16 protein-coding genes and 1 pseudogene are annotated in these 19,403 nt (G+C 60.4%); 6 read left to right on the forward strand and 11 right to left on the reverse strand.

Going from position 1 to position 19,403, the window contains the following annotated elements:
* Nucleotides 1-112: 112 nt before the first annotated feature.
* Nucleotides 113-1,951 (reverse strand): sigma-54-dependent Fis family transcriptional regulator, encoded by a 1,839-nt coding sequence (locus tag J3P93_RS10410; RefSeq protein ID WP_434597137.1) that lies wholly within the window; start codon nt 1,949-1,951, stop codon nt 113-115.
* A 383-nt stretch (nt 1,952-2,334) separates the two neighbouring features.
* Here J3P93_RS10410 and J3P93_RS10415 point away from each other — a divergent pair, with 383 nt between their 5' ends.
* Genes J3P93_RS10415 through J3P93_RS10440 form a run of 6 tightly spaced genes read left to right on the forward strand, consistent with a single transcriptional unit; the run spans nt 2,335 to nt 8,287 of the window.
* Nucleotides 2,335-3,429, forward strand: coding sequence for an ABC transporter ATP-binding protein (locus J3P93_RS10415; RefSeq protein ID WP_434597140.1), 1,095 nt, complete (start codon nt 2,335-2,337; stop codon nt 3,427-3,429).
* Nucleotides 3,429-4,541, forward strand: a complete 1,113-nt coding sequence (locus tag J3P93_RS10420; protein WP_434597142.1) for an ABC transporter ATP-binding protein — start codon at nt 3,429-3,431, stop codon at nt 4,539-4,541. Before J3P93_RS10415 ends, J3P93_RS10420 begins: the two co-directional genes overlap by 1 nt.
* A complete protein-coding gene (locus tag J3P93_RS10425; protein WP_007912484.1) occupies nt 4,538-5,404 on the forward strand; it encodes a carbohydrate ABC transporter permease in 867 nt (288 codons plus the stop codon). The genes J3P93_RS10420 and J3P93_RS10425 overlap by 4 nt, the downstream gene beginning before the upstream one ends.
* Nucleotides 5,405-5,413: 9 nt before the next feature.
* Nucleotides 5,414-6,214, forward strand: a complete 801-nt coding sequence (locus J3P93_RS10430) for a carbohydrate ABC transporter permease (RefSeq protein WP_208940615.1) — start codon at nt 5,414-5,416, stop codon at nt 6,212-6,214.
* 10 nt (nt 6,215-6,224) lie between these two features.
* Nucleotides 6,225-6,497: a DUF2160 domain-containing protein gene (locus tag J3P93_RS10435; protein ID WP_038861868.1), complete on the forward strand. Its 273-nt coding sequence runs from the start codon at nt 6,225-6,227 to the stop codon at nt 6,495-6,497.
* Between the two features lie 47 nt (nt 6,498-6,544).
* Nucleotides 6,545-8,287 carry an ABC transporter substrate-binding protein gene (locus tag J3P93_RS10440; protein ID WP_434597145.1) on the forward strand — a complete coding sequence of 581 codons (1,743 nt, stop codon included), beginning with the start codon at nt 6,545-6,547 and terminating at the stop codon, nt 8,285-8,287.
* A gap of 110 nt (nt 8,288-8,397) precedes the next feature.
* Here the strand turns inward: J3P93_RS10440 and J3P93_RS10445 are convergent, their stop codons facing one another.
* From J3P93_RS10445 to nuoG, 10 genes and pseudogenes are all read right to left on the reverse strand, one after another.
* On the reverse strand, nt 8,398-8,712 hold the full coding sequence (locus J3P93_RS10445; protein WP_434597146.1) for a helix-turn-helix domain-containing protein: 315 nt from the start codon (nt 8,710-8,712) through the stop codon (nt 8,398-8,400).
* Nucleotides 8,702-9,053, reverse strand: a pseudogene (locus J3P93_RS10450) (toxin). Before J3P93_RS10450 ends, J3P93_RS10445 begins: the two are co-directional and overlap by 11 nt.
* Nucleotides 9,054-9,367: 314 nt before the next feature.
* Nucleotides 9,368-10,831 (reverse strand): NADH-quinone oxidoreductase subunit NuoN, encoded by a 1,464-nt coding sequence (gene nuoN / locus J3P93_RS10455; RefSeq protein ID WP_093100567.1) that lies wholly within the window; start codon nt 10,829-10,831, stop codon nt 9,368-9,370.
* A 7-nt stretch (nt 10,832-10,838) separates the two neighbouring features.
* Nucleotides 10,839-12,371: an NADH-quinone oxidoreductase subunit M gene (nuoM, locus tag J3P93_RS10460; protein WP_203418622.1), complete on the reverse strand. Its 1,533-nt coding sequence runs from the start codon at nt 12,369-12,371 to the stop codon at nt 10,839-10,841.
* 39 nt (nt 12,372-12,410) lie between these two features.
* Nucleotides 12,411-14,264: an NADH-quinone oxidoreductase subunit L gene (gene nuoL / locus J3P93_RS10465; RefSeq protein WP_434597149.1), complete on the reverse strand. Its 1,854-nt coding sequence runs from the start codon at nt 14,262-14,264 to the stop codon at nt 12,411-12,413.
* Entirely contained in the window at nt 14,261-14,569 is a 309-nt protein-coding gene (gene nuoK, locus J3P93_RS10470; RefSeq protein WP_003180046.1) for an NADH-quinone oxidoreductase subunit NuoK, read from the reverse strand. Before nuoK ends, nuoL begins: the two co-directional genes overlap by 4 nt.
* A gap of 3 nt (nt 14,570-14,572) precedes the next feature.
* Complete coding sequence (gene nuoJ / locus J3P93_RS10475; protein WP_090284375.1) at nt 14,573-15,073, reverse strand: NADH-quinone oxidoreductase subunit J; 501 nt, start codon at nt 15,071-15,073, stop codon at nt 14,573-14,575.
* A gap of 9 nt (nt 15,074-15,082) precedes the next feature.
* Nucleotides 15,083-15,631: an NADH-quinone oxidoreductase subunit NuoI gene (gene nuoI, locus J3P93_RS10480; RefSeq protein ID WP_016775283.1), complete on the reverse strand. Its 549-nt coding sequence runs from the start codon at nt 15,629-15,631 to the stop codon at nt 15,083-15,085.
* Between the two features lie 11 nt (nt 15,632-15,642).
* Nucleotides 15,643-16,650 carry an NADH-quinone oxidoreductase subunit NuoH gene (gene nuoH / locus J3P93_RS10485; protein ID WP_039763316.1) on the reverse strand — a complete coding sequence of 336 codons (1,008 nt, stop codon included), beginning with the start codon at nt 16,648-16,650 and terminating at the stop codon, nt 15,643-15,645.
* Complete coding sequence (nuoG, locus tag J3P93_RS10490) at nt 16,647-19,361, reverse strand: NADH-quinone oxidoreductase subunit NuoG (RefSeq protein ID WP_434597152.1); 2,715 nt, start codon at nt 19,359-19,361, stop codon at nt 16,647-16,649. Before nuoG ends, nuoH begins: the two co-directional genes overlap by 4 nt.
* Nucleotides 19,362-19,403: the final 42 nt, after the last annotated feature.

The following is a 19,403-nucleotide window of genomic DNA, read 5'->3' on the forward strand; positions in this document are numbered from 1 at the left end:
GCGTCCCGGGCTGCATCCCCACGCAGAGCGTGGGAACGATCAATCTCTCGAATATCCTGCGGTCGGCCCCCTCTCCTGCGGGAGAGGGCTGGGGTGAGGGCAAGGGTTGTACTCAGTCGCCAATCTGCCGCAACCGCTTGTAAAGCGTATTCCGACTCACCCCCAACCGCCGCGCCAGATGCGAGATATTCCCCCCGGCCGCCTTCAACTCGCGATTCAACGCGTCAACATCATTCAAATCCAGCCCCAACGGCGCCGCCGTCTCCACCGGTTCCATCTCCAGATCGACAAAAAAATCATCCGGCAAGTGCTCCGGTCGTACCGGTTGCTCCTCGGCCATGGCCAGCGCCACCTGCATCACGCTGCTGACCTGGCGCAGATTCCCCGGCCATGGATGCCTTTCAAACAACTCCAGCACCTCCGAGCTCAAACCGGCCCATTGCGTCGGCTCACGATGCTGTTCCCACAGCCGCTTGAACAACGCCTGTTTATCACTGCGCTCGCGCAGCGGCGGCAATTCCAGGGTCAGCCCGCCAATGCGGTAATACAGATCCTCACGAAACCGCCCCAACTGCACCTGCTCGCGCAACGAGCGGTTGGTCGCCGAAATGATCCGCAGATCCACCGGGAACAACTCACTGCTGCCCACCGGCTGCACGCAACGCTCCTGCAATACCCGCAACAGGCGCGCCTGGGTTGGCAGCGGCATATCGCCAATCTCGTCAAGAAACAGCGTGCCTTTGTCCGCCTTGCGAATCAGGCCGATGCTGCCTTTCTGGTTGGCGCCGGTGAACGCGCCTTTCTCGTATCCAAATAGCTCGGACTCAACCAGTTCGGCGGGGATCGCCGCGCAGTTCACGGCGATGAACGCCTGTCTGCTCCGTGAGCTGGCCTGATGCAGGGCTTTGACGAACACCTCTTTGCCGACCCCGGTCTCGCCGTGGATCAGCAGCGGAATGTCTTTTTCCAGCAAGCGTTCGGCTTGGCGCACGGCTTTTTCCACGCGGCTGTCGCCGAAATGCAGGCTGTTGAGGCTGATCGCGCTGGATGGCGTGGGCTTGTCTTCCGTGACAAATACCCGGGCTTGAACCGGCGCCTGTTTCGGCCGTTTCAACAGACACTGAAAACGGTTGCGCCCGGAGGTCTGCAAGGCGAACGGCAAACCGTCCGGCTGATTGATCAGCTCCAGCAGAGAGACCTTGAACAGACTTTCAACACTGACCCGCGACAAGCGCACACCCAGCAAATTGTCCGCGCGACGATTGGCCGACAGCACCTGACCGCTCTCATCGAAGATCAACAACCCGGCCCACTGGCTGTCGAGGTTGTTCAACCCGGTGTTGAAAGTCAGTTGAAAGTGCTGACCGTGGAACAGATTGAGGATCAGCCGGTTCTCCACGGTCTGGCTCATCATCTTGACCATGCCCAAGGTGTGCGAGGGCGGCAGGTAGCTGTCGCTGGACACGTCGAGCACGGCGATGACCTTGCGCTCGGCGTCGAAAATCGGCGCGGCGGAGCCGGTCATGAAGCGGTTGGCCTTGAGGAAGTGCTCGTCATGTTCGATGTGCACGGCCTGTTCGCAGGCCAGCGCGGTGCCGATCGCATTGGTGCCGCTGCAGCGCTCCATCCAGCTCGCCCCGGCCTGAAAGCCGCGCGCCAGGTTCGGTTCGATAAAACGCTGGGTGCCCCACGAAGTCAGCACCTGGCCCTGATTGTCAGCGAGCATGATCAGGCAGTTCGAGTTGCTGAGGATGTTTTCGTAATAAGGCAGGACTTCCTGATGCGTGGTCTGCACTAGTGAATGATGGCGGTCGAGCAGTTGCGCAATGCCGGCGGCGGGCAGTTGATCGAAGGCCGGGGTGCTCTGGTGGTCGAGACCGAACGCGCGACAACGTTGCCAGGAGGTCTGGATGATCGCATCGTGGGACAGCGGCGAAGCAGGTGCGGCCATGGGGGCGAGCCTCTGAGTGCAGCGATTTTATTATTGTTATGAGCCCAATCTTTGAAACCAACACAGATCCCCTGTAGGCCTTCGCTTGCTCGCGATAGCGGTGTGTCAGTCAATGCAAATATGTCTGATAGACCGCTATCGCGAGCAGGCTCACTCCTACAGGGATCTTCGGCGTCCATGAGATCCGGGCAAAAAGCGTTCATAGAGTGTTGTTCACTATTGTTCATTGTCAATCACTCGATTGTTCAAAAGTGTTCAGCTGTGAACGGCGCTTGCCCCCGTAAACATTGGTTCTCGAGGCAAATCAAACACTTGCCATTTCTGGCACGAATGTCGCTCTGTTGCTCCGGTCGCTTGACTCAAAAAATAAAAAAGGCCGAGCCATGTCACTCACCCTGGAGCACGTCAGCCGTACCGTCGAGGGCCAGATCTGGATCGACGATGCGTGCCTGAAATTCGAACCCGGTTCCTTCAACGTTTTGCTCGGCCGCACGCTGTCCGGCAAGACCAGTCTGATGCGCTTGATGGCCGGGCTCGACAAGCCCGACAGCGGGCGCATCCTGATGAACGGCGTCGACGTCACCCAGCGCCCGGTGCGCCTGCGCAATGTGTCGATGGTCTATCAGCAGTTCATCAATTACCCGACCATGACCGTGTTTGAGAACATCGCCTCGCCACTGCGCCAGGCCGGTATTTCGAAAGAGATCATCCACAGCAAGGTGCAGGAAACCGCACGCATGCTGCGCATCGAGAAGTTCTTGCAGCGTTATCCGCTGGAGCTGTCCGGCGGGCAGCAGCAGCGCACGGCCATGGCCCGCGCGCTGGTCAAGGATGCTGAGCTGATCCTGTTCGACGAGCCGCTGGTCAACCTCGACTACAAGCTGCGCGAAGAGCTGCGTCAGGAAATGCGCGAGCTGTTCAAGGCCCGCCACACCATCGCCATCTACGCCACCACCGAACCCAACGAAGCGCTGGCGCTGGGCGGCACCACGACGATCTTGCATGAAGGCCGGGTGATTCAGAGCGGGCCGTCGACTTCGGTGTATCACCAGCCGCAAACCGTGCTGGCGGCGGAATTGTTCTCCGAACCGCCGATCAACCTGATGCCCGGGCGCATTGCCGGCAACGAAGTCAGCTTCGCCAATTTCGTCCACTTCCCGTTGAACGTCGATCTGCGGCCGGTGGGTGAGGGCGAATACCGTTTCGGCGTGCGCCCCAGCCATATCTCGCTGGTGCCGAGCAACGACGATGATCTGGAACTGGCGGTGACCGTCGAAGTCGCCGAGATCAGTGGCTCGGAAACCTTCCTGCATGTGCGCAACGAGCATTTCCTGCTGGTGCTGCACCTGCCGGGCGTTCACGAATACGACGTCGATGCGCCGATCCGCATTTACATCCCGACCCACAAACTGTTCGTTTTCGATGCGCAGGGCCGTCTGGTGCAAGCACCGGGCCGGCGTGTCGCGAGGGTTGCCTGATGGCCGAAATCCGTTTGCAGCACCTCGCCCACAGCTACAGCAAAACCCCGAGCGGCGCTGAGGACTACGCGATCCGCGAGATGGATCACATCTGGGAGCAGGGCGGCGCCTACGCGTTGCTCGGCCCGTCCGGTTGCGGCAAGTCGACCTTGCTCAACATCATTTCTGGCCTGCTCAGCCCGTCCCAGGGCCATGTGCTGTTCGATGGCAAAGCGGTCAACGACCTGACGCCGGAGAAACGCAACATCGCCCAGGTGTTCCAGTTCCCGGTGGTCTACGACACCATGACCGTGTTCGATAACCTCGCATTCCCCTTGAGAAATCAGGGCATGGCCGAGGCGAAAGTGCACAGCAAGGTGCAGGAAATCGCCGAAGTCCTCGACCTGCAAAACCTGCTGAGCAAGAAGGCGCGCAACCTCACCGCCGACGAAAAACAGAAAGTCTCGATGGGCCGAGGGCTGGTGCGCGACGACGTCTCGGCGATTCTATTCGATGAACCGTTGACGGTGATCGACCCGCACCTGAAGTGGAAACTGCGGCGCAAGCTCAAGCAGATCCACGAACAGTTCAACATCACCATGGTCTACGTCACCCACGATCAGCTCGAAGCTTCGACCTTCGCTGACAAGATCGCGGTGATGTACGGCGGCCAGATCGTCCAGTTCGGCACGCCACGGCAATTGTTCGAGCGGCCGAGCCACACCTTTGTCGGCTACTTCATCGGCAGCCCCGGCATGAACCTGATCGAGGTGCAGCCGCAACCGGGTGGCGTCGGTTTTTCTTCGACACACTTGCCGTTGTCCGACGCCTTGCAGCGCCATATCGAGCACGGTCAGTGGAAGAATCTCAAGGTCGGCATTCGTCCCGAGTTCATTCATGTCTGGGACGAGCCGTTCGATGACGCGATGCAGGCCGACGTCGTACACGTTGAAGACCTCGGCACCTACAAGATCATGACCCTCAACCTCGACGGTGCGCCGTTGAAAGTGCGCCTGGCCGAAGACAAACCGGTGCCCCAGGGCACGGCGTACATCAGTTTCCCGGCGCAGTGGCTGATGGTCTATGCCGATGAGTTCTTGCTGGAAGTCAGCGACGATGAGGTGCAGCCATGAACAAGGTGCAGAACAACAAGGCCTGGTGGCTGGTGTTGCCAGTGTTTCTGCTGGTGGCGTTCAGTGCGGTGATACCGATGATGACCGTGGTCAACTATTCGGTGCAGGACATCTTCGACCAGTCCAGCCGCTACTTCGTCGGCGCCGACTGGTACAAGCAAGTGCTGCTCGATCCGCGCCTGCACGACTCGCTGCTGCGCCAGTTCATCTATTCGGCCTGCGTGCTACTGATCGAAATCCCGCTGGGCATCGCCGTCGCCCTGACTATGCCGACCAAGGGCCGCTGGTCGTCGGTGGTGCTGATCATTCTGGCGATTCCGCTGCTGATTCCGTGGAACGTGGTCGGCACCATCTGGCAGATCTTCGGCCGCGCCGACATCGGTCTGCTCGGTTCCAGCCTCAACGCCATGGGCATCAGCTACAACTATGCGGCCAATACGATGGACGCCTGGGTCACGGTGCTGGTGATGGATGTCTGGCACTGGACTTCATTGGTGGCGCTGCTGTGTTTCTCCGGTTTGCGCGCGATTCCCGACGTCTATTACCAGGCCGCGCGCATCGATCGAGCCTCGGCCTGGGCGGTGTTCAGGCATATTCAACTGCCCAAGCTGAAAAGCGTGCTGCTGATCGCGGTGATGCTGCGCTTCATGGACAGTTTCATGATCTACACCGAGCCGTTCGTGCTCACCGGCGGCGGTCCGGGTAATGCCACGACCTTCCTCAGTCAGACGTTGACGCAGATGGCCGTAGGGCAATTCGACCTCGGTCCGGCAGCGGCGTTTTCGCTGGTGTACTTCCTGATCATTCTGTTGGTGTCGTGGCTGTTCTATACCGCCATGACGCACTCCGACGCCAACCGCTGAGGCCCGGCCATGAGCAAAAGAAAGCTTGTCCCGTTGCTGGTGTACATCCTGTTCCTGCTGGTGCCGATCTACTGGCTGCTGAACATGTCGTTCAAGAGCAACACCGAAATCCTCGGCGGCCTGACGCTTTTCCCACAAGCCTTCACGCTGGCGAACTACAAGGTGATCTTCACCGATCCGAGCTGGTACACCGGTTATCTCAACTCGCTGTATTACGTCAGCCTCAACACGGTGATCTCGTTGAGCGTGGCGTTGCCGGCGGCCTACGCGTTTTCACGCTATCGTTTCCTCGGCGACAAGCACCTGTTCTTCTGGCTGCTGACCAACCGCATGGCGCCGCCGGCGGTGTTTTTGCTGCCGTTTTTTCAGTTGTATTCGTCGATCGGCCTGTTCGACACACACATCGCTGTGGCGCTGGCGCACTGCCTGTTCAACGTGCCGTTGGCGGTGTGGATTCTCGAAGGTTTCATGTCCGGTGTACCCAAGGAGATCGACGAAACGGCCTACATCGACGGCTACAGTTTCCCCAAGTTCTTCGTGAAGATTTTCATCCCGCTGATCGGCTCCGGCATCGGTGTCACGGCGTTTTTCTGCTTCATGTTTTCCTGGGTCGAACTGCTGCTGGCGCGCACGCTGACCTCGGTCAACGCCAAGCCGATCGCGGCGGTGATGACCCGCACCGTGTCGGCGTCGGGTATCGACTGGGGCGTGCTGGCAGCGGCGGGGGTGTTGACCATCCTGCCGGGGATGCTGGTGATCTGGTTTGTGCGCAACCACGTGGCCAAGGGCTTTGCCCTCGGTCGAGTCTGAGGAGCTGATGATGGAATGGATGAGCTGGACGACACCGACCGCCGCGTTCTTCATCGGCATCGGTTTGATTCTGGTGGGCATGACCACCTGGGAATTGCGCTCGCCGAGCATTCTGCGGCGAGGGTTTCTGCCGATTGCCACCACCCGTGGCGATCGCTTGTTTATCGGTCTTCTCGGCAGCGCCTACCTGCACTTGCTGGTAATCGGCGTCACCGACTGGAGCATCTGGGTCGCGTCCGCGTTGTCCCTGGTGTGGCTGTTGGCTGTGATGCGTTGGGGCTAGTCGAATCGTTCGGCAACGCGGCTCCACAACTTAAACAGGAGGTCTCTATGTTCGATAAAAACAATAAGCTGCGACATAGCATTTCATTGGCAGCCATGCTGGCACTCAGCGGTTTGAGCGCATCCGCCTGGGCCGACGCCTACGAAGATGCTGCGAAAAAATGGATCGGCAGCGAGTTCAAGCCCTCGACCCTGACGGCCGAGCAGCAGCTGGAAGAACTGAAGTGGTTCATCAAGGCCGCCGAGCCGTTTCGCGGCATGGACATCAAGGTCGTTTCCGAAACCCTGACCACCCACGAATACGAGTCGAAAGTGCTGGCCAAGGCGTTCAGCGAAATCACCGGGATCAAGCTCACCCACGACCTGCTGCAGGAAGGCGACGTGGTCGAGAAAATGCAGACGGTGATGCAGTCGGACAAGAACATCTATGACGGCTGGGTCAACGACTCCGACCTGATCGGTACGCACTTTCGCTACGGCAAGACCGAATCGATCACCGACCTGATGGCCAACGAAGGCAAGAACTTTACCTCGCCGACCCTCGACATCAAGGACTTCATCGGCATCTCGTTCACCACTGCGCCGGATGGCAAGATCTATCAACTGCCCGACCAGCAGTTCGCCAACCTGTACTGGTTCCGCGCCGACTGGTTCGAACGCGCCGATCTGAAGGCCAAGTTCAAGGAAAAATACGGCTACGAATTGGGCGTGCCGGTGAACTGGTCCGCCTATGAAGACATCGCCAAATTCTTCAGCGAAGACGTCAAGGAAATCGACGGCAAACGCGTTTACGGGCACATGGACTACGGCAAGAAAGATCCGTCGCTGGGCTGGCGTTTCACCGACGCCTGGTTCTCCATGGCCGGCGGCGGCGACAAGGGCATTCCCAACGGGTTGCCGGTGGACGAGTGGGGCATTCGCGTCGAGGATTGCCACCCGGTCGGCTCCAGCGTGACCCGTGGCGGCGACACCAACGGCCCGGCGGCGGTGTTTGCCACCACCAAATACGTCGACTGGCTGAAGAAATACGCGCCACCGGAAGCAGCGGGCATGACCTTCTCCGAGTCCGGCCCGGTGCCGTCGCAGGGCAACATTGCCCAACAGATTTTCTGGTACACCGCGTTCACCGCCGACATGACCAAGCCGGGCCTGCCGGTGGTCAACGCCGACGGCACGCCGAAATGGCGTATGGCGCCGTCGCCGCGCGGGCCGTATTGGGAGGAGGGCATGAAGCTCGGCTATCAGGACGTGGGTTCGTGGACGTTCATGAAATCCACGCCTGAGAAACAGAAACTCGCGGCGTGGCTGTACGCGCAATTCGTCACCTCGAAAACCGTGTCGCTGAAGAAAACCATCGTCGGCCTGACGCCGATTCGTGAGTCGGACATCAACTCGCAGGCGATGACCGATATGGCGCCGAAACTCGGCGGTCTGGTCGAGTTCTACCGCAGCCCGGCCCGCGTGCAATGGACCCCGACCGGGACCAACGTGCCGGACTACCCGCGTCTGGCGCAACTGTGGTGGAGCCACATCGCCGAAGCGGCCAGCGGCGAGAAGACCCCGCAACAGGCACTCGATGGCCTGGCCAAGGATCAGGACCGCATCATGGAACGCCTCGAACGCTCCAAGGCCCAGGCCGTGTGCGCACCGAAAATGAACCCGGAACGCGACGCGCAATACTGGTTTGACCAACCGGGCGCACCGAAGCCGAAACTGGCGAACGAGAAGCCGAAGGGTGAAACCGTGAGCTACACCGAACTGCTGAAATCCTGGGCGGATGCGCGTAAGTAACAGCTGAAAATGCAGGAAGCGAACGGCACCGGAAGGTGCCGTTTTCTTTGCTGTCTGATTTACCGAGTCGTCAACAGGCTCCTGATTTTTCAGGTCAGCGATTCTGACTTTCAGCTCAGAGCCGCCAACTGTTCCATCGTCTGTGGAAAGCGTTCGACCAGACGAATCAGTGTCGTCGCCTGGGCATTGGGCGTAGCGCGTCCCTGCTCCCAGTTTTCGAGCGTGCGGGTGTTGGTGCGCAGGTACATCGCAAACACCGATCGGGAGAGGTTGAGCTGTTGACGGATGGCGACCACTTCTTCGGCGGTGATCGGCACCAGTTTGGGCAACTGGACCTTGTGGGTGCGCAGCGTGATTTTGCCTTGGCGCTCATCGGCCAGGGCGTCCAGGCCATCCATCAGTTCGGAAAAAATGTCACGTTTCATAGTGGGGTTCTCGTGTTGAGTTCTCGATCCAGCGTTTGCCTGAACAGTTTCTTTTGTGCGGGCGTCAGGTCGTCTTGATCGCTTTTGCTGTAGACGGTGAACAGCCAGAACTGATCGAAGCCTGACCACCAGTAATAAATGATGCGTAATCCGCTGCGCTTGCCTTTGCCTCTTCGTTGATCGCAGAAGCGGATTTTTCGTAGCCCTCCAGTTTCTTCGATGAGATCGCCTGCTTCGGGGTTTTTCAGCAATTCCAGCTGGAAGCTGAGAAAGAGGTCTTCGTCGAGGTAATCGTCGCGGTGCTTCTGAAACGCAGGAAGTTCGATAAAAAGAGCATCCATGTTTTGTACGCTGCCTACGTATAGTGTTGTCTTTGAAAAGCGAATTGGTCAAGGCCTCCGAGCCATCCTTTTCGCTGCTTATTCAACGCTAGACACCGCTCGCAAAAACACCTGTAGGAAGCGTCTACACGTGGAGTGAGAGGAGGAGATAGAGGGCAGGGGAGACGTCGCGACTGGCGTGTCGGAAAAAGATCCTAACGCCGTCAGCCAAGCCAGACGCACCGCTTGGCACGTACCGTTTGTTGGGCACAAAGCCCGGGCAAAAAAACGGCATCCGAAGATGCCGTTTTTTGTTGCCAGATTTAACCGGACGATCAGCCCGCCAGGCCCGCTTGCTGTACCAGCACCAGCAATGGCTGCGGGTAAACACCCAGGAAGAATGCGACCAGGGCGATGGCCAGCAGCATTACGCCGCCTGCCTTCTGTTCCCAGTGCAGCTGGGCGTCGTGGCGACGCAGGTTTGGCTCGATCAGGTACAGGGTGACCATCACGCGCAGGTAGTAGAACACGCCGATGGCGCTGCCCAGCACCAGCGCACCGACCAGCCACCATTGATGCGATTCGACACCGCTGGCGATGATGTAAAACTTGCCGATGAAGCCCGCAGTCAGCGGGATACCAGCGAGGGACAGCATCATCACGGTCAGCACGGCGGTCAGGTACGGACGGCGCCAGAACAGGCCGCGATACTCGTACAGGGCGTCAGCGTCACGGCCATTGTACGGCGAGGACATCAGGGTGATCACGCCGAAGGCGCCGAGGCTGGTGATCACGTAGGTGACCAGGTACACGCCAATGGCTTCCACCGCCAGGCCCTTGCTCGCCACCAACGCAATCAGCAGGTAGCCGAAGTGCGCGATGGACGAGTAACCGAGCAGACGCTTGAGGTTGCTCTGGGTCAGGGCCAGCAGGTTACCGAACAGGATCGAAGCGACGGCGATGACGCTGAGCACGTCGCTCAGCACACCGCTGCTGGCGGCAGGGGAGATCTGGAACAGACGCACCATCACCGCAAACACCGCAACCTTCGACGCGGTGGCGAGGAACGCCGCCACCGGTGCCGGAGCACCTTCGTAAACGTCCGGCGTCCACAGGTGGAACGGTACCAGCGACAGCTTGAACGCCAGACCGATCAGCATCATGCCCAGGCCCAGTTGCGCCAGCGAACTCGGCAGGCCAGTTGCAGCCAGCGCCTGACCGATGCCCACGAAGCTCAGCGAGCCGGCGTCGGCATACAGCAGCGCCATACCGAACAGCAGGAACGCGGAACCGGCCGCCGACAGCACCATGTACTTGATGCCGGCTTCCAGCGAACGCTTGTTGAAGAAGGCGTAAGCCACCAGACCGTAAACCGGTACCGAGAGCAGTTCCAGACCGATGAACAAACCGGCCAGGTGCTGCGCGCTGACCAACACGAGACCACCGGCGGCGGCCATCAGGATCAGCAGGTACAGTTCTTCGCGGTTGCCCGGGTAGCCCGAACCGCCATCACCCAGATAAGCATGGGCGAGAGTGACGCAGGCGAGGGTGGCGACCAGGATCAGCGCCATGTACAGGCAAGCGAAGGTGTCGATCTGCAGCAACGGCGTCACGGCCAGCGGCGCGACTTTCAGCGCCGGCAAAATCGACAGCAAGGCCAGGTTCAGACCAGCGACCGAGATCAGGAAGGTCTGCGAGTGGTTGCGGCGCCAGGCGATTGCCAGCATCACCACGATAATGGTGAGGCTGGTGATCAACAGTGGCGCAAGCGCAATAAAGTGTTGAATCGTGAATTCCATAGCGCTCTTACCGGGCCGAAGCGAGTTGAGTGAAGGCGGTGCCGAGCCACTGCTGCACGCCATGCATCGTGGCGGCAGAGGTGTCGAGGAACGGTTGCGGATAGACGCCGAGGTAAATCAGCAGCACCGCAAGGCCCAGCACCATGATCAGTTCGCGCGCATCCATACCGTGCAGCACCGCGTCGGATTTCGACGGGCCGAAGTAGGCACGGTGGATCATGATCAGCGAATACACCGAGCCGAACACCAGACCGGAGGTGGCAATCGCCGTGACCCATGGAGCGCTGGCGAAAGAGCCGATCAGGATCAGGAACTCGCCGACAAAGTTACCGGTACCCGGCAGACCCAGCGACGCCGCCGCGAAGAACAGGCTGATCGCCGGCAGGTAGGCTATGCGCGACCACAGGCCGCCCATCTCACGCATGTCCCGAGTGTGCAAACGCTCGTACAACTGACCGCTGAGGATAAACAGTGCCGCTGCCGACAGACCGTGCGCCAGCATCTGGATCACTGCGCCTTGCAGCGCCAGTTGGCTGCCGGAGTAGATGCCGATCAACACGAAGCCCATGTGGGAAACGGAAGAGAAGGCAATCAGACGCTTGATGTCGGTTTGTGCGAACGCCAGGAACGCACCGTAGAAGATTCCGATCAGACCCAGGGTCATGGCGATCGGCGCAAACTCGGCCGAAGCGTTCGGGAACAGCGGCAGGGCGAAACGCAGCAGACCGTAGGCCGCGGTTTTCAGCAGGATACCGGCGAGGTCGACGGAACCGGCAGTCGGTGCCTGGGCGTGAGCATCAGGCAGCCAGGAGTGGAACGGTACGACGGGCAGCTTCACCGCGAAGGCGATGAAGAAACCGAGCATCAGAATGTACTCGGTGGTCATCGACATCTTGGTTTTCAACAGGTCGGCGTAGTTGAAGGTAATCACGCCAGTGTTGTTGAAGTTGACCAGCACCAGACCGAGGATCGCCACCAGCATGATCAGGCCGGAAGCCTGCGTGAAGATGAAGAACTTGGTTGCTGCGTAGATCCGGGTTTTCTTGCCGTCCGAAGAACTGTGACCCCAGAGCGCGATGAGGAAGTACATCGGCACCAGCATCATTTCCCAGAAGAAGAAGAACATGAACAGGTCGAGGGCGAGGAACACGCCGACGACACCGCCCAGGATCCACATCAGGTTCAGGTGGAAGAAGCCAACGTGACGTTGAATCTCTTTCCACGAGCAGAGTACCGAGAGGATACCCAGCAGACCGGTCAGCAGGATCATCAACAGCGACAGGCCGTCGAGGGCCAGATGCACGTTGATGCCGAAGCGCTGGATCCAGACATGCTTGAACTCAAGCGCCCAGGTCGGATCGGCGCCCGGCGCCGGTGCGAATGAATAGTCACCGTGGGCCCACAGCCAGAGGCCGAGGGCGAGTTCCAGGGTCATGGTCAACAGCGCAATCCAGCGCGGGAGGGTAGCGCCGAAGCGCTCACCCATCCAGCACAGCAGGCCGCCGATGAAGGGGATCAGGATTAGCCAGGGCAGAATCATGACGGGCTCGTTTCCTTTCGCAAATTCGCAAGGTTCATATCAGACCGCTACCAGCACGATGGCGCCGATTACCAGCACGGCACCAGCAGCCATCGAGGCGGCATACCAACGCAGTTGACCGGTCTCGGTACGGCTCAGGGCAGTGTGACCACCCTTGGCCATACGCGGGATCAGACCGATGGTCTGGTCGAGCGGGTCTTTGCGCAGTACATGGCTGATCGCAAGGTACGGCTTGACGAACAGTTTGTCGTAGATCCAGTCGAAGCCCCAGGCAGCGAACCACCAGGCCGAAAGGAAACGGCCGATGCCGCTGTTGGCGATCGCCGTGACGAAACGACGCTTGCCGAGGAACAGCAGGGCCGCCAGCAGGATACCGGCCAGGGCGATGGCGCCCGAAGCGATTTCCAGACTGTGCTTGGCTTCGCCACCGGCATGCCCGACGCTTTCCGGCAGGACGCCGTGCAGTGGCGGCACGATCATCGCGCCGACAAAAGTCGACAGCACGATCAGCACCGACAATGGCAGCCAGTGTGCGATGCCGTGGCCGGCGTGGGCTTCGGTCTTGGCTTCACCGTGGAACGTGATGAAGATCAGGCGGAAGGTGTACAGCGAGGTCATGAACGCACCGACCAGACCTGCGTAAAGCAGACCGTGGTTGCCGCTGGCGAACGCTTCCCAAAGGATTTCGTCCTTGGAGTAGAAGCCTGCGGTGACCAGTGGCAGAGCGGCCAATGCAGCACCACCGACGATAAAGCTGGCGTAGGCCAGTGGCAGTTTCTTCCACAGACCGCCCATCTTGAAGATGTTCTGCTCGTGGTGGCAGGCAACGATCACCGCACCGGAAGCAAGGAACAGCAGGGCCTTGAAGAAGGCGTGGGTCATCAGGTGGAAAATCGCGCCATCCCAGGCGCCAACGCCCAGCGCCAGGAACATGTAGCCGATCTGGCTCATGGTCGAGTAGGCGAGGATACGTTTGATGTCGGTTTGCACCAGCGCGGCGAAGCCGGCGAGAACCAGCGTCACGCCACCAACGATGCCGACCAGGTGCAGGATGTCCGGCGCCAGAGTGAACAGCCCGTGGGTACGGGCGATCAGGTAGACACCGGCGGTTACCATGGTCGCGGCGTGAATCAGTGCCGACACCGGGGTAGGGCCGGCCATCGCGTCGGCGAGCCAGGTTTGCAGTGGCAGTTGCGCCGATTTACCCACCGCACCACCCAGCAGCATCAGGGTTGCCAGAGTGATCCAGAAGTCGCCGACCTGGAATTTCTGCGGTGCCAGCACCAGCAGTTCCTGGATGTTCAGCGTGCCCACTTGCTGGAACAGGATGAACAGGCCGATGGCCATGAACACGTCGCCGATCCGGGTCACGATGAAGGCTTTCAGTGCGGCGTTACCGTTGTTGCGGTTGCTGTAGTAGAAACCGATCAACAGGTACGAGCACAGGCCCACGCCTTCCCAGCCGAAGTACAGGAACAACAGGTTATCGCCGAGCACGAGGAACAGCATGCTGGCGATAAACAGGTTGGTGTACGAGAAGAAGCGCGAGTAGCCCGCTTCGCCGCGCATGTACCAAGACGCGAACAGGTGGATCAGGAAACCGACGCCCACCACCACACCGAGCATGGTGATCGACAGGCCGTCGATGTACAGGGCGAAATCAGGCTTGAAGCCTTCCACCGCCATCCACTGCCACAGCACCAGGGTGTAGTGACCGCCTTCGGGCGGCGCGACGTTGAATTGCCAGATGACGTAGGCGGCGACAATCGCCGACAGGCCAATGGAACCCACGCCGACCAGCGCCGAGAGGTTTTCCGACCAGCGTCCACGGGAGAACGACAGCAGCAGGAAACCGATGAGAGGAAATACGAAAGTCAGAAAGATCAGGTTCATCCGCGCATCTCACTGGCAGCGTCGATATCGAGCGTGTGGAAGCGGCGATACAGTTGCAGCAGGATCGCCAGGCCAATACTGGCCTCGGCGGCTGCCAGGCTGATCACCAGGATGAACATGATCTGTCCATCCGGCTGCGCCCAGCGGGCGCCCGCAACGATGAAGGCCAGGGCAGAGGCGTTCATCATCACTTCCAGACTCATCAACACGAACAAAATGTTGCGGCGGACCATCAGGCCGACCAGACCAAGGCAGAACAGGATGCCGGCAACCGCCAGTCCATGCTCGAGAGGGATAGCAGGCATGTCTTACTCCTTCGCCTCGTTACGGCCCAAATGGAACGCCGTGACGGCTGCGGCGAGCAGCAGCATCGAGGCGAGTTCGACCACCAGCAGGTACGGGCCGAACAGGCTGATGCCCACGGCTTTGGCGTCTACGGTGGTGTGGCCGATGGCCTGACCGCTCTGGTGAGCGAACAGCACATACAGCAGTTCGGCCAGCAGCAGCCCGGCAAGAATCACCGGCCCTGCCCAGATGCCGGGCTTGAGCCAGGTGCGTTCCTGCTGCACCGAGGCCGGGCCCAGGTTCAGCATCATCACCACGAACACGAACAGCACCATGATGGCGCCGGCGTAGGCGATCACTTCCAGCACACCGGCAAACGGTGCGCCGAGGGCGAAGAAGGTCATGGCCACGGCGATCAACGAGATGATCAGGTAGAGCAGGGCGTGCACAGGGTTGGTGTTGGTGACCACACGAAGCGTGGACACCACCGCGATACCCGATGCGAAATAGAAAGCGAATTCCATCGTTCTTCCTTAAGGCAGCAAGCTCTTCACGTTGATCGGTTCGGCTTCGTTCTGCGCAGCGCCTTTCGGCTTGCCAGCGATTGCCATACCTGCAACACGATAGAAGTTGTAATCAGGGTTTTTGCCGGGGCCGGAGATCAGAAGATCTTCTTTCTCGTACACCAGGTCCTGACGTTTGAACTCGGCCATCTCGAAATCCGGGGTCAGCTGGATTGCGGTGGTCGGGCAGGCTTCCTCGCAGAGACCGCAGAAAATGCAGCGCGAGAAGTTGATACGGAAGAAGTCCGGGTACCAGCGACCGTCTTCGGTTTCCGCTTTCTGCAGCGAGATGCAACCCACCGGGCACGCCACGGCGCACAGGTTGCAGGCTACGCAGCGTTCTTCGCCATCGGGGTCGCGGGTCAGGACGATGCGGCCACGGTAGCGCGGCGGCAGGTAGACCTGTTCTTCCGGGTATTGCAGGGTGTCGCGCTTGCGAAAGCCATGGCCGAAGACCATGACCAGGCTGCGCAACTGGGTACCGGTACCCTTAACGATGTCGCCAATATATTTGAACATGGGTCAAATCCTCACTGAACCGCAACCGCAGGCGTGTTCAACAACACAACCGCAGCGGTCACCAGTAAATTGATCAGGGTCAGTGGCAGGCAGAATTTCCAGCTGAAATCCATCACCTGGTCATAACGCGGACGCGGGATGGAAGCGCGCAGCAGGATGAACAGCATGATGAAGAACGCGGTCTTCAGTGCGAACCAGACGAAGGACAGTTGCGGCAGGATGCCGAACGGACCGTGCCAGCCACCGAAGAACAGGGTGACCAGCAGCGCCGAGATCAGGATGATGCCGATGTATTCACCGACGAAGAACATGCCCCATTTCATACCGGCGTATTCAATGTGGTAACCGTCGGCCAGTTCCTGTTCCGCTTCCGGCTGGTCGAACGGGTGACGGTGAGTCACGGCGACGCCAGCGATGAAGAAGGTACAGAAGCCGAAGAACTGCGGAATGATGAACCACAGGTTCTGCGCTTGGTACTCGACGATGTCGCGCATGTTGAACGAGCCGACCTGGACTACGATGCCCATCAGGGCCAGGCCCATGAACACTTCGTAGGACACGGTCTGCGCCGAAGCACGCAAGCTGCCCAGCAGGGCGAACTTGTTGTTGCTCGACCAGCCGGCGAACAGCACCGCGTAGACCGACAGACCGGCCATAGCGAAGAAGAACAGCAGGCCGATGTTCAGATCCGCCACGCCCCAGGTCGGGGTGATCGGGATGATCGCGAAGGCGATCAGCAGGGCGGACATGGCGACCACCGGTGCCAGGGTGAAGATCACCTTGTCGGCAAACGGCGGCGTCCAGTCTTCCTTGAAGAACATCTTCAGCATGTCGGCGGCGATCTGGAACATGCCGAACGGGCCAACGCGGTTTGGACCGTAACGGTCCTGCCACCAGCCCAGCAGGCGACGTTCGACAAAGCTCAGCAAGGCGCCTGCGACCACTACGGCCAGCAGAATCACGATGGCTTTGATGACCGTCAGGATCACATCGATCACTTCAGGGGTGAACCAGGTCATTGCGCTGCCTCCTGCAGACCGTCGACGGACACACCGGCGAATGCCGGTGGAATGCCGGCGATGCCCGCAGGCAATGCCACCAGACCGGCGCCCAGTTCTTCATTGATGCGCAGCGGCAGACGCAGTGTCTGGCCGGCCACGTTCAGGCTCAGCAGAGCACCGTCGTTGACGCCCAGGCGATCCGCTTCGGATTTCGCCAGTGCCACGTACGGGGCCGGAATACGCTCTTGCACCGGTGCGGCTTTCGAAGAGTTCTCTTCGCTGCCGAACAGGTGGAAGAACGGCACGGCTTGCCAGGTCCCCGGCGCCGGGTTGAAGGCACGCGGCGCAGCGGCGAACCAGTTCAGCGAGTCGCCAGTGCTTTCGATCAGGCGGGTGCCCGGATCGCCAGCGCGCAGGTGACCACCGACTTCGTCCTGGAACTTGTTCCACGCTTGTGGCGAGTTCCAGCCCGGCGACCAGGCAAACGGCACCTGCTGACGCGGTTCGGCAGAGCCCGAGTAACCTTCCATGGAGAAGGCGAACGCGGTGTCGTGGTCTTGCGGCATGCGTGGTTCGTGGACGCTGATGTCGGCGCGCATCGCGGTGCGACCGGAATAACGCAGCGGCTCACGCGCCAGTTTCAGACCCTTGATGCGGAACGCCGCCGACGGTGCGGCATCGACGATACGCGCCAACTGTTCGGTGCTCGAGGCCACGGCAGCGGTGACGTGGTCGAGTTGCGTCCAGTCGATCGGCTGGTTCAGCAGGGTCGCGCGCAGGGCGTGCAGCCAGCGCCAGCCTTCGTGAACCAGAATGCTCGCGTCCAGGTATTGCGGGTCGAAAACCTGGAAGAAACGCTGGGCGCGGCCTTCCTGGCTGACCAGCGTACCGTCGCCTTCGGCGAAGCTTGCCGCTGGCAGAACCAGTTGCGCGCGATCGGTGGTGGCGGTTTTCTGATGGTCGGCAACGATCACCACTTTCGCGGCGTTCAATGCAGCGTCGACCTTGGCTTTGGCGGTGCGGGTGTACAGATCGTTTTCCAGCACGACGATCGCATCAGCCTTGCCGTCGATCACCGCTTGCAGCGCGGCGTCGACCGATTCGCCACCGAGCATGGCCAGACCAAGGCTGTTGGCTTCCGGCACGATCAGGCTGATCGAACCGTTCTTCTCGCGCAGCTTCAAGGCTTTGGCGATGTTCGCCGCGGCTTCGATCAGCGCTTTCGAACCGAGCGACGTGCCGGCGATGATCAGTGGGCGCTTGGCCGCGAGCAGGGCGTCGGCGATGCGCTGCGCCAGTTCCAGTGCTTCCGCGTCCAGACCTTCAACGGCCGGGGCGCTGGCATCCAGAGCGTGAGCAACGGCGAAACCGATGCGTGCCAGATCATCAGGCGCTGCGTGTACGCATTCTTCGGCGACGTCGTCGAGCTTGGTTTCGGCGAGGCTGGCGATGAACAGCGGGTTCAGCGCGTGCTGACCGATGTTCTTCACCGCCGCGTCGAGCCAAGGCTGGACGCGCATGGCTTCAGCCATGTCTTCAGCCTTGCCCTTGACCGATTGACGCAGGGCCAGCGCCATGCGCGCGGCGGTCTGGGTCAGGTCTTCGCCGAGGACGAAGATTGCGTCGTGATCTTCGATGTCGCGCATGTTCGGCACAGGCAGCGGGCTGTCTTTGAGCACCTGCAGAACCAGACGGATGCGCTCCAGCTCGGACGCTTCGATACCCGAGTAGAAGTGCTCGGCGCCGACCAGTTCGCGCAACGCGTAGTTGCTTTCGAGGCTGGCACGCGGCGAACCGATACCGACGATGTTGCGGCCGCGCAGCAGGTCGGCGGCTTTGTCCAGCGCATCGTCGAGGCTCAGCCTGGTGCCGTCGGCCAGCAGCGGCTGACGTGGGCGGTCGGTGCGGTTGACGTAGCCATAACCGAAACGGCCACGGTCGCAGAGGAAGTACTGGTTCACCGAACCGTTGAAACGGTTTTCGATGCGACGCAGTTCACCGTAACGCTCGCCCGGCGAGATGTTGCAACCGCTCGAGCAGCCATGGCAGATGCTCGGGGCGAATTGCATGTCCCACTTGCGATTGTAGCGCTCGGAGTGAGTCTTGTCGGTGAACACACCGGTCGGGCAGACCTCGGTGAGGTTGCCGGAGAACTCGCTTTCGAGGGTGCCGTCTTCAACGCGACCGAAGTACACGTTGTCGTGGGCGCCGAATACACCGAGGTCGGTGCCGCCAGCGTAGTCCTTGTAGAAACGCACGCAGCGGTAGCAGGCGATGCAGCGGTTCATTTCGTGGGAAATGAACGGGCCCAGTTGCTGGTTCTGGTGGGTGCGTTTGCTGAAGCGATAACGGCGCTCGTTGTGGCCGGTCATCACGGTCATGTCTTGCAGGTGGCAGTGACCACCTTCCTCGCACACCGGGCAGTCGTGCGGGTGGTTGGTCATCAGCCATTCGACAACACTGGCGCGGAACGCCTTGGATTCTTCATCGTCGATGGAGATCCAGGTGTTGTCGGTGGCAGGCGTCATGCAGGACATGACGATGCGACCACGGGTGTCGTTCTCGTCGGTGTACTGCTTGACCGCGCACTGGCGGCAGGCCCCGACGCTACCTAGCGCGGGGTGCCAGCAGAAATATGGAATGTCGAGGCCCAGCGACAGACATGCCTGTAACAGGTTGTCTGCCCCGTCGACTTCGAGCGCTTTGCCGTCTACGTGGATAGTGGCCATGGTTCAAAGGTCTTCGTTGGCCCGGTGTCAGCGGGCGTGGCT

It is taken from the genome of Pseudomonas sp. R3-57 (assembly GCF_051132065.1).
In the GTDB taxonomy this organism is placed as follows: domain Bacteria; phylum Pseudomonadota; class Gammaproteobacteria; order Pseudomonadales; family Pseudomonadaceae; genus Aquipseudomonas.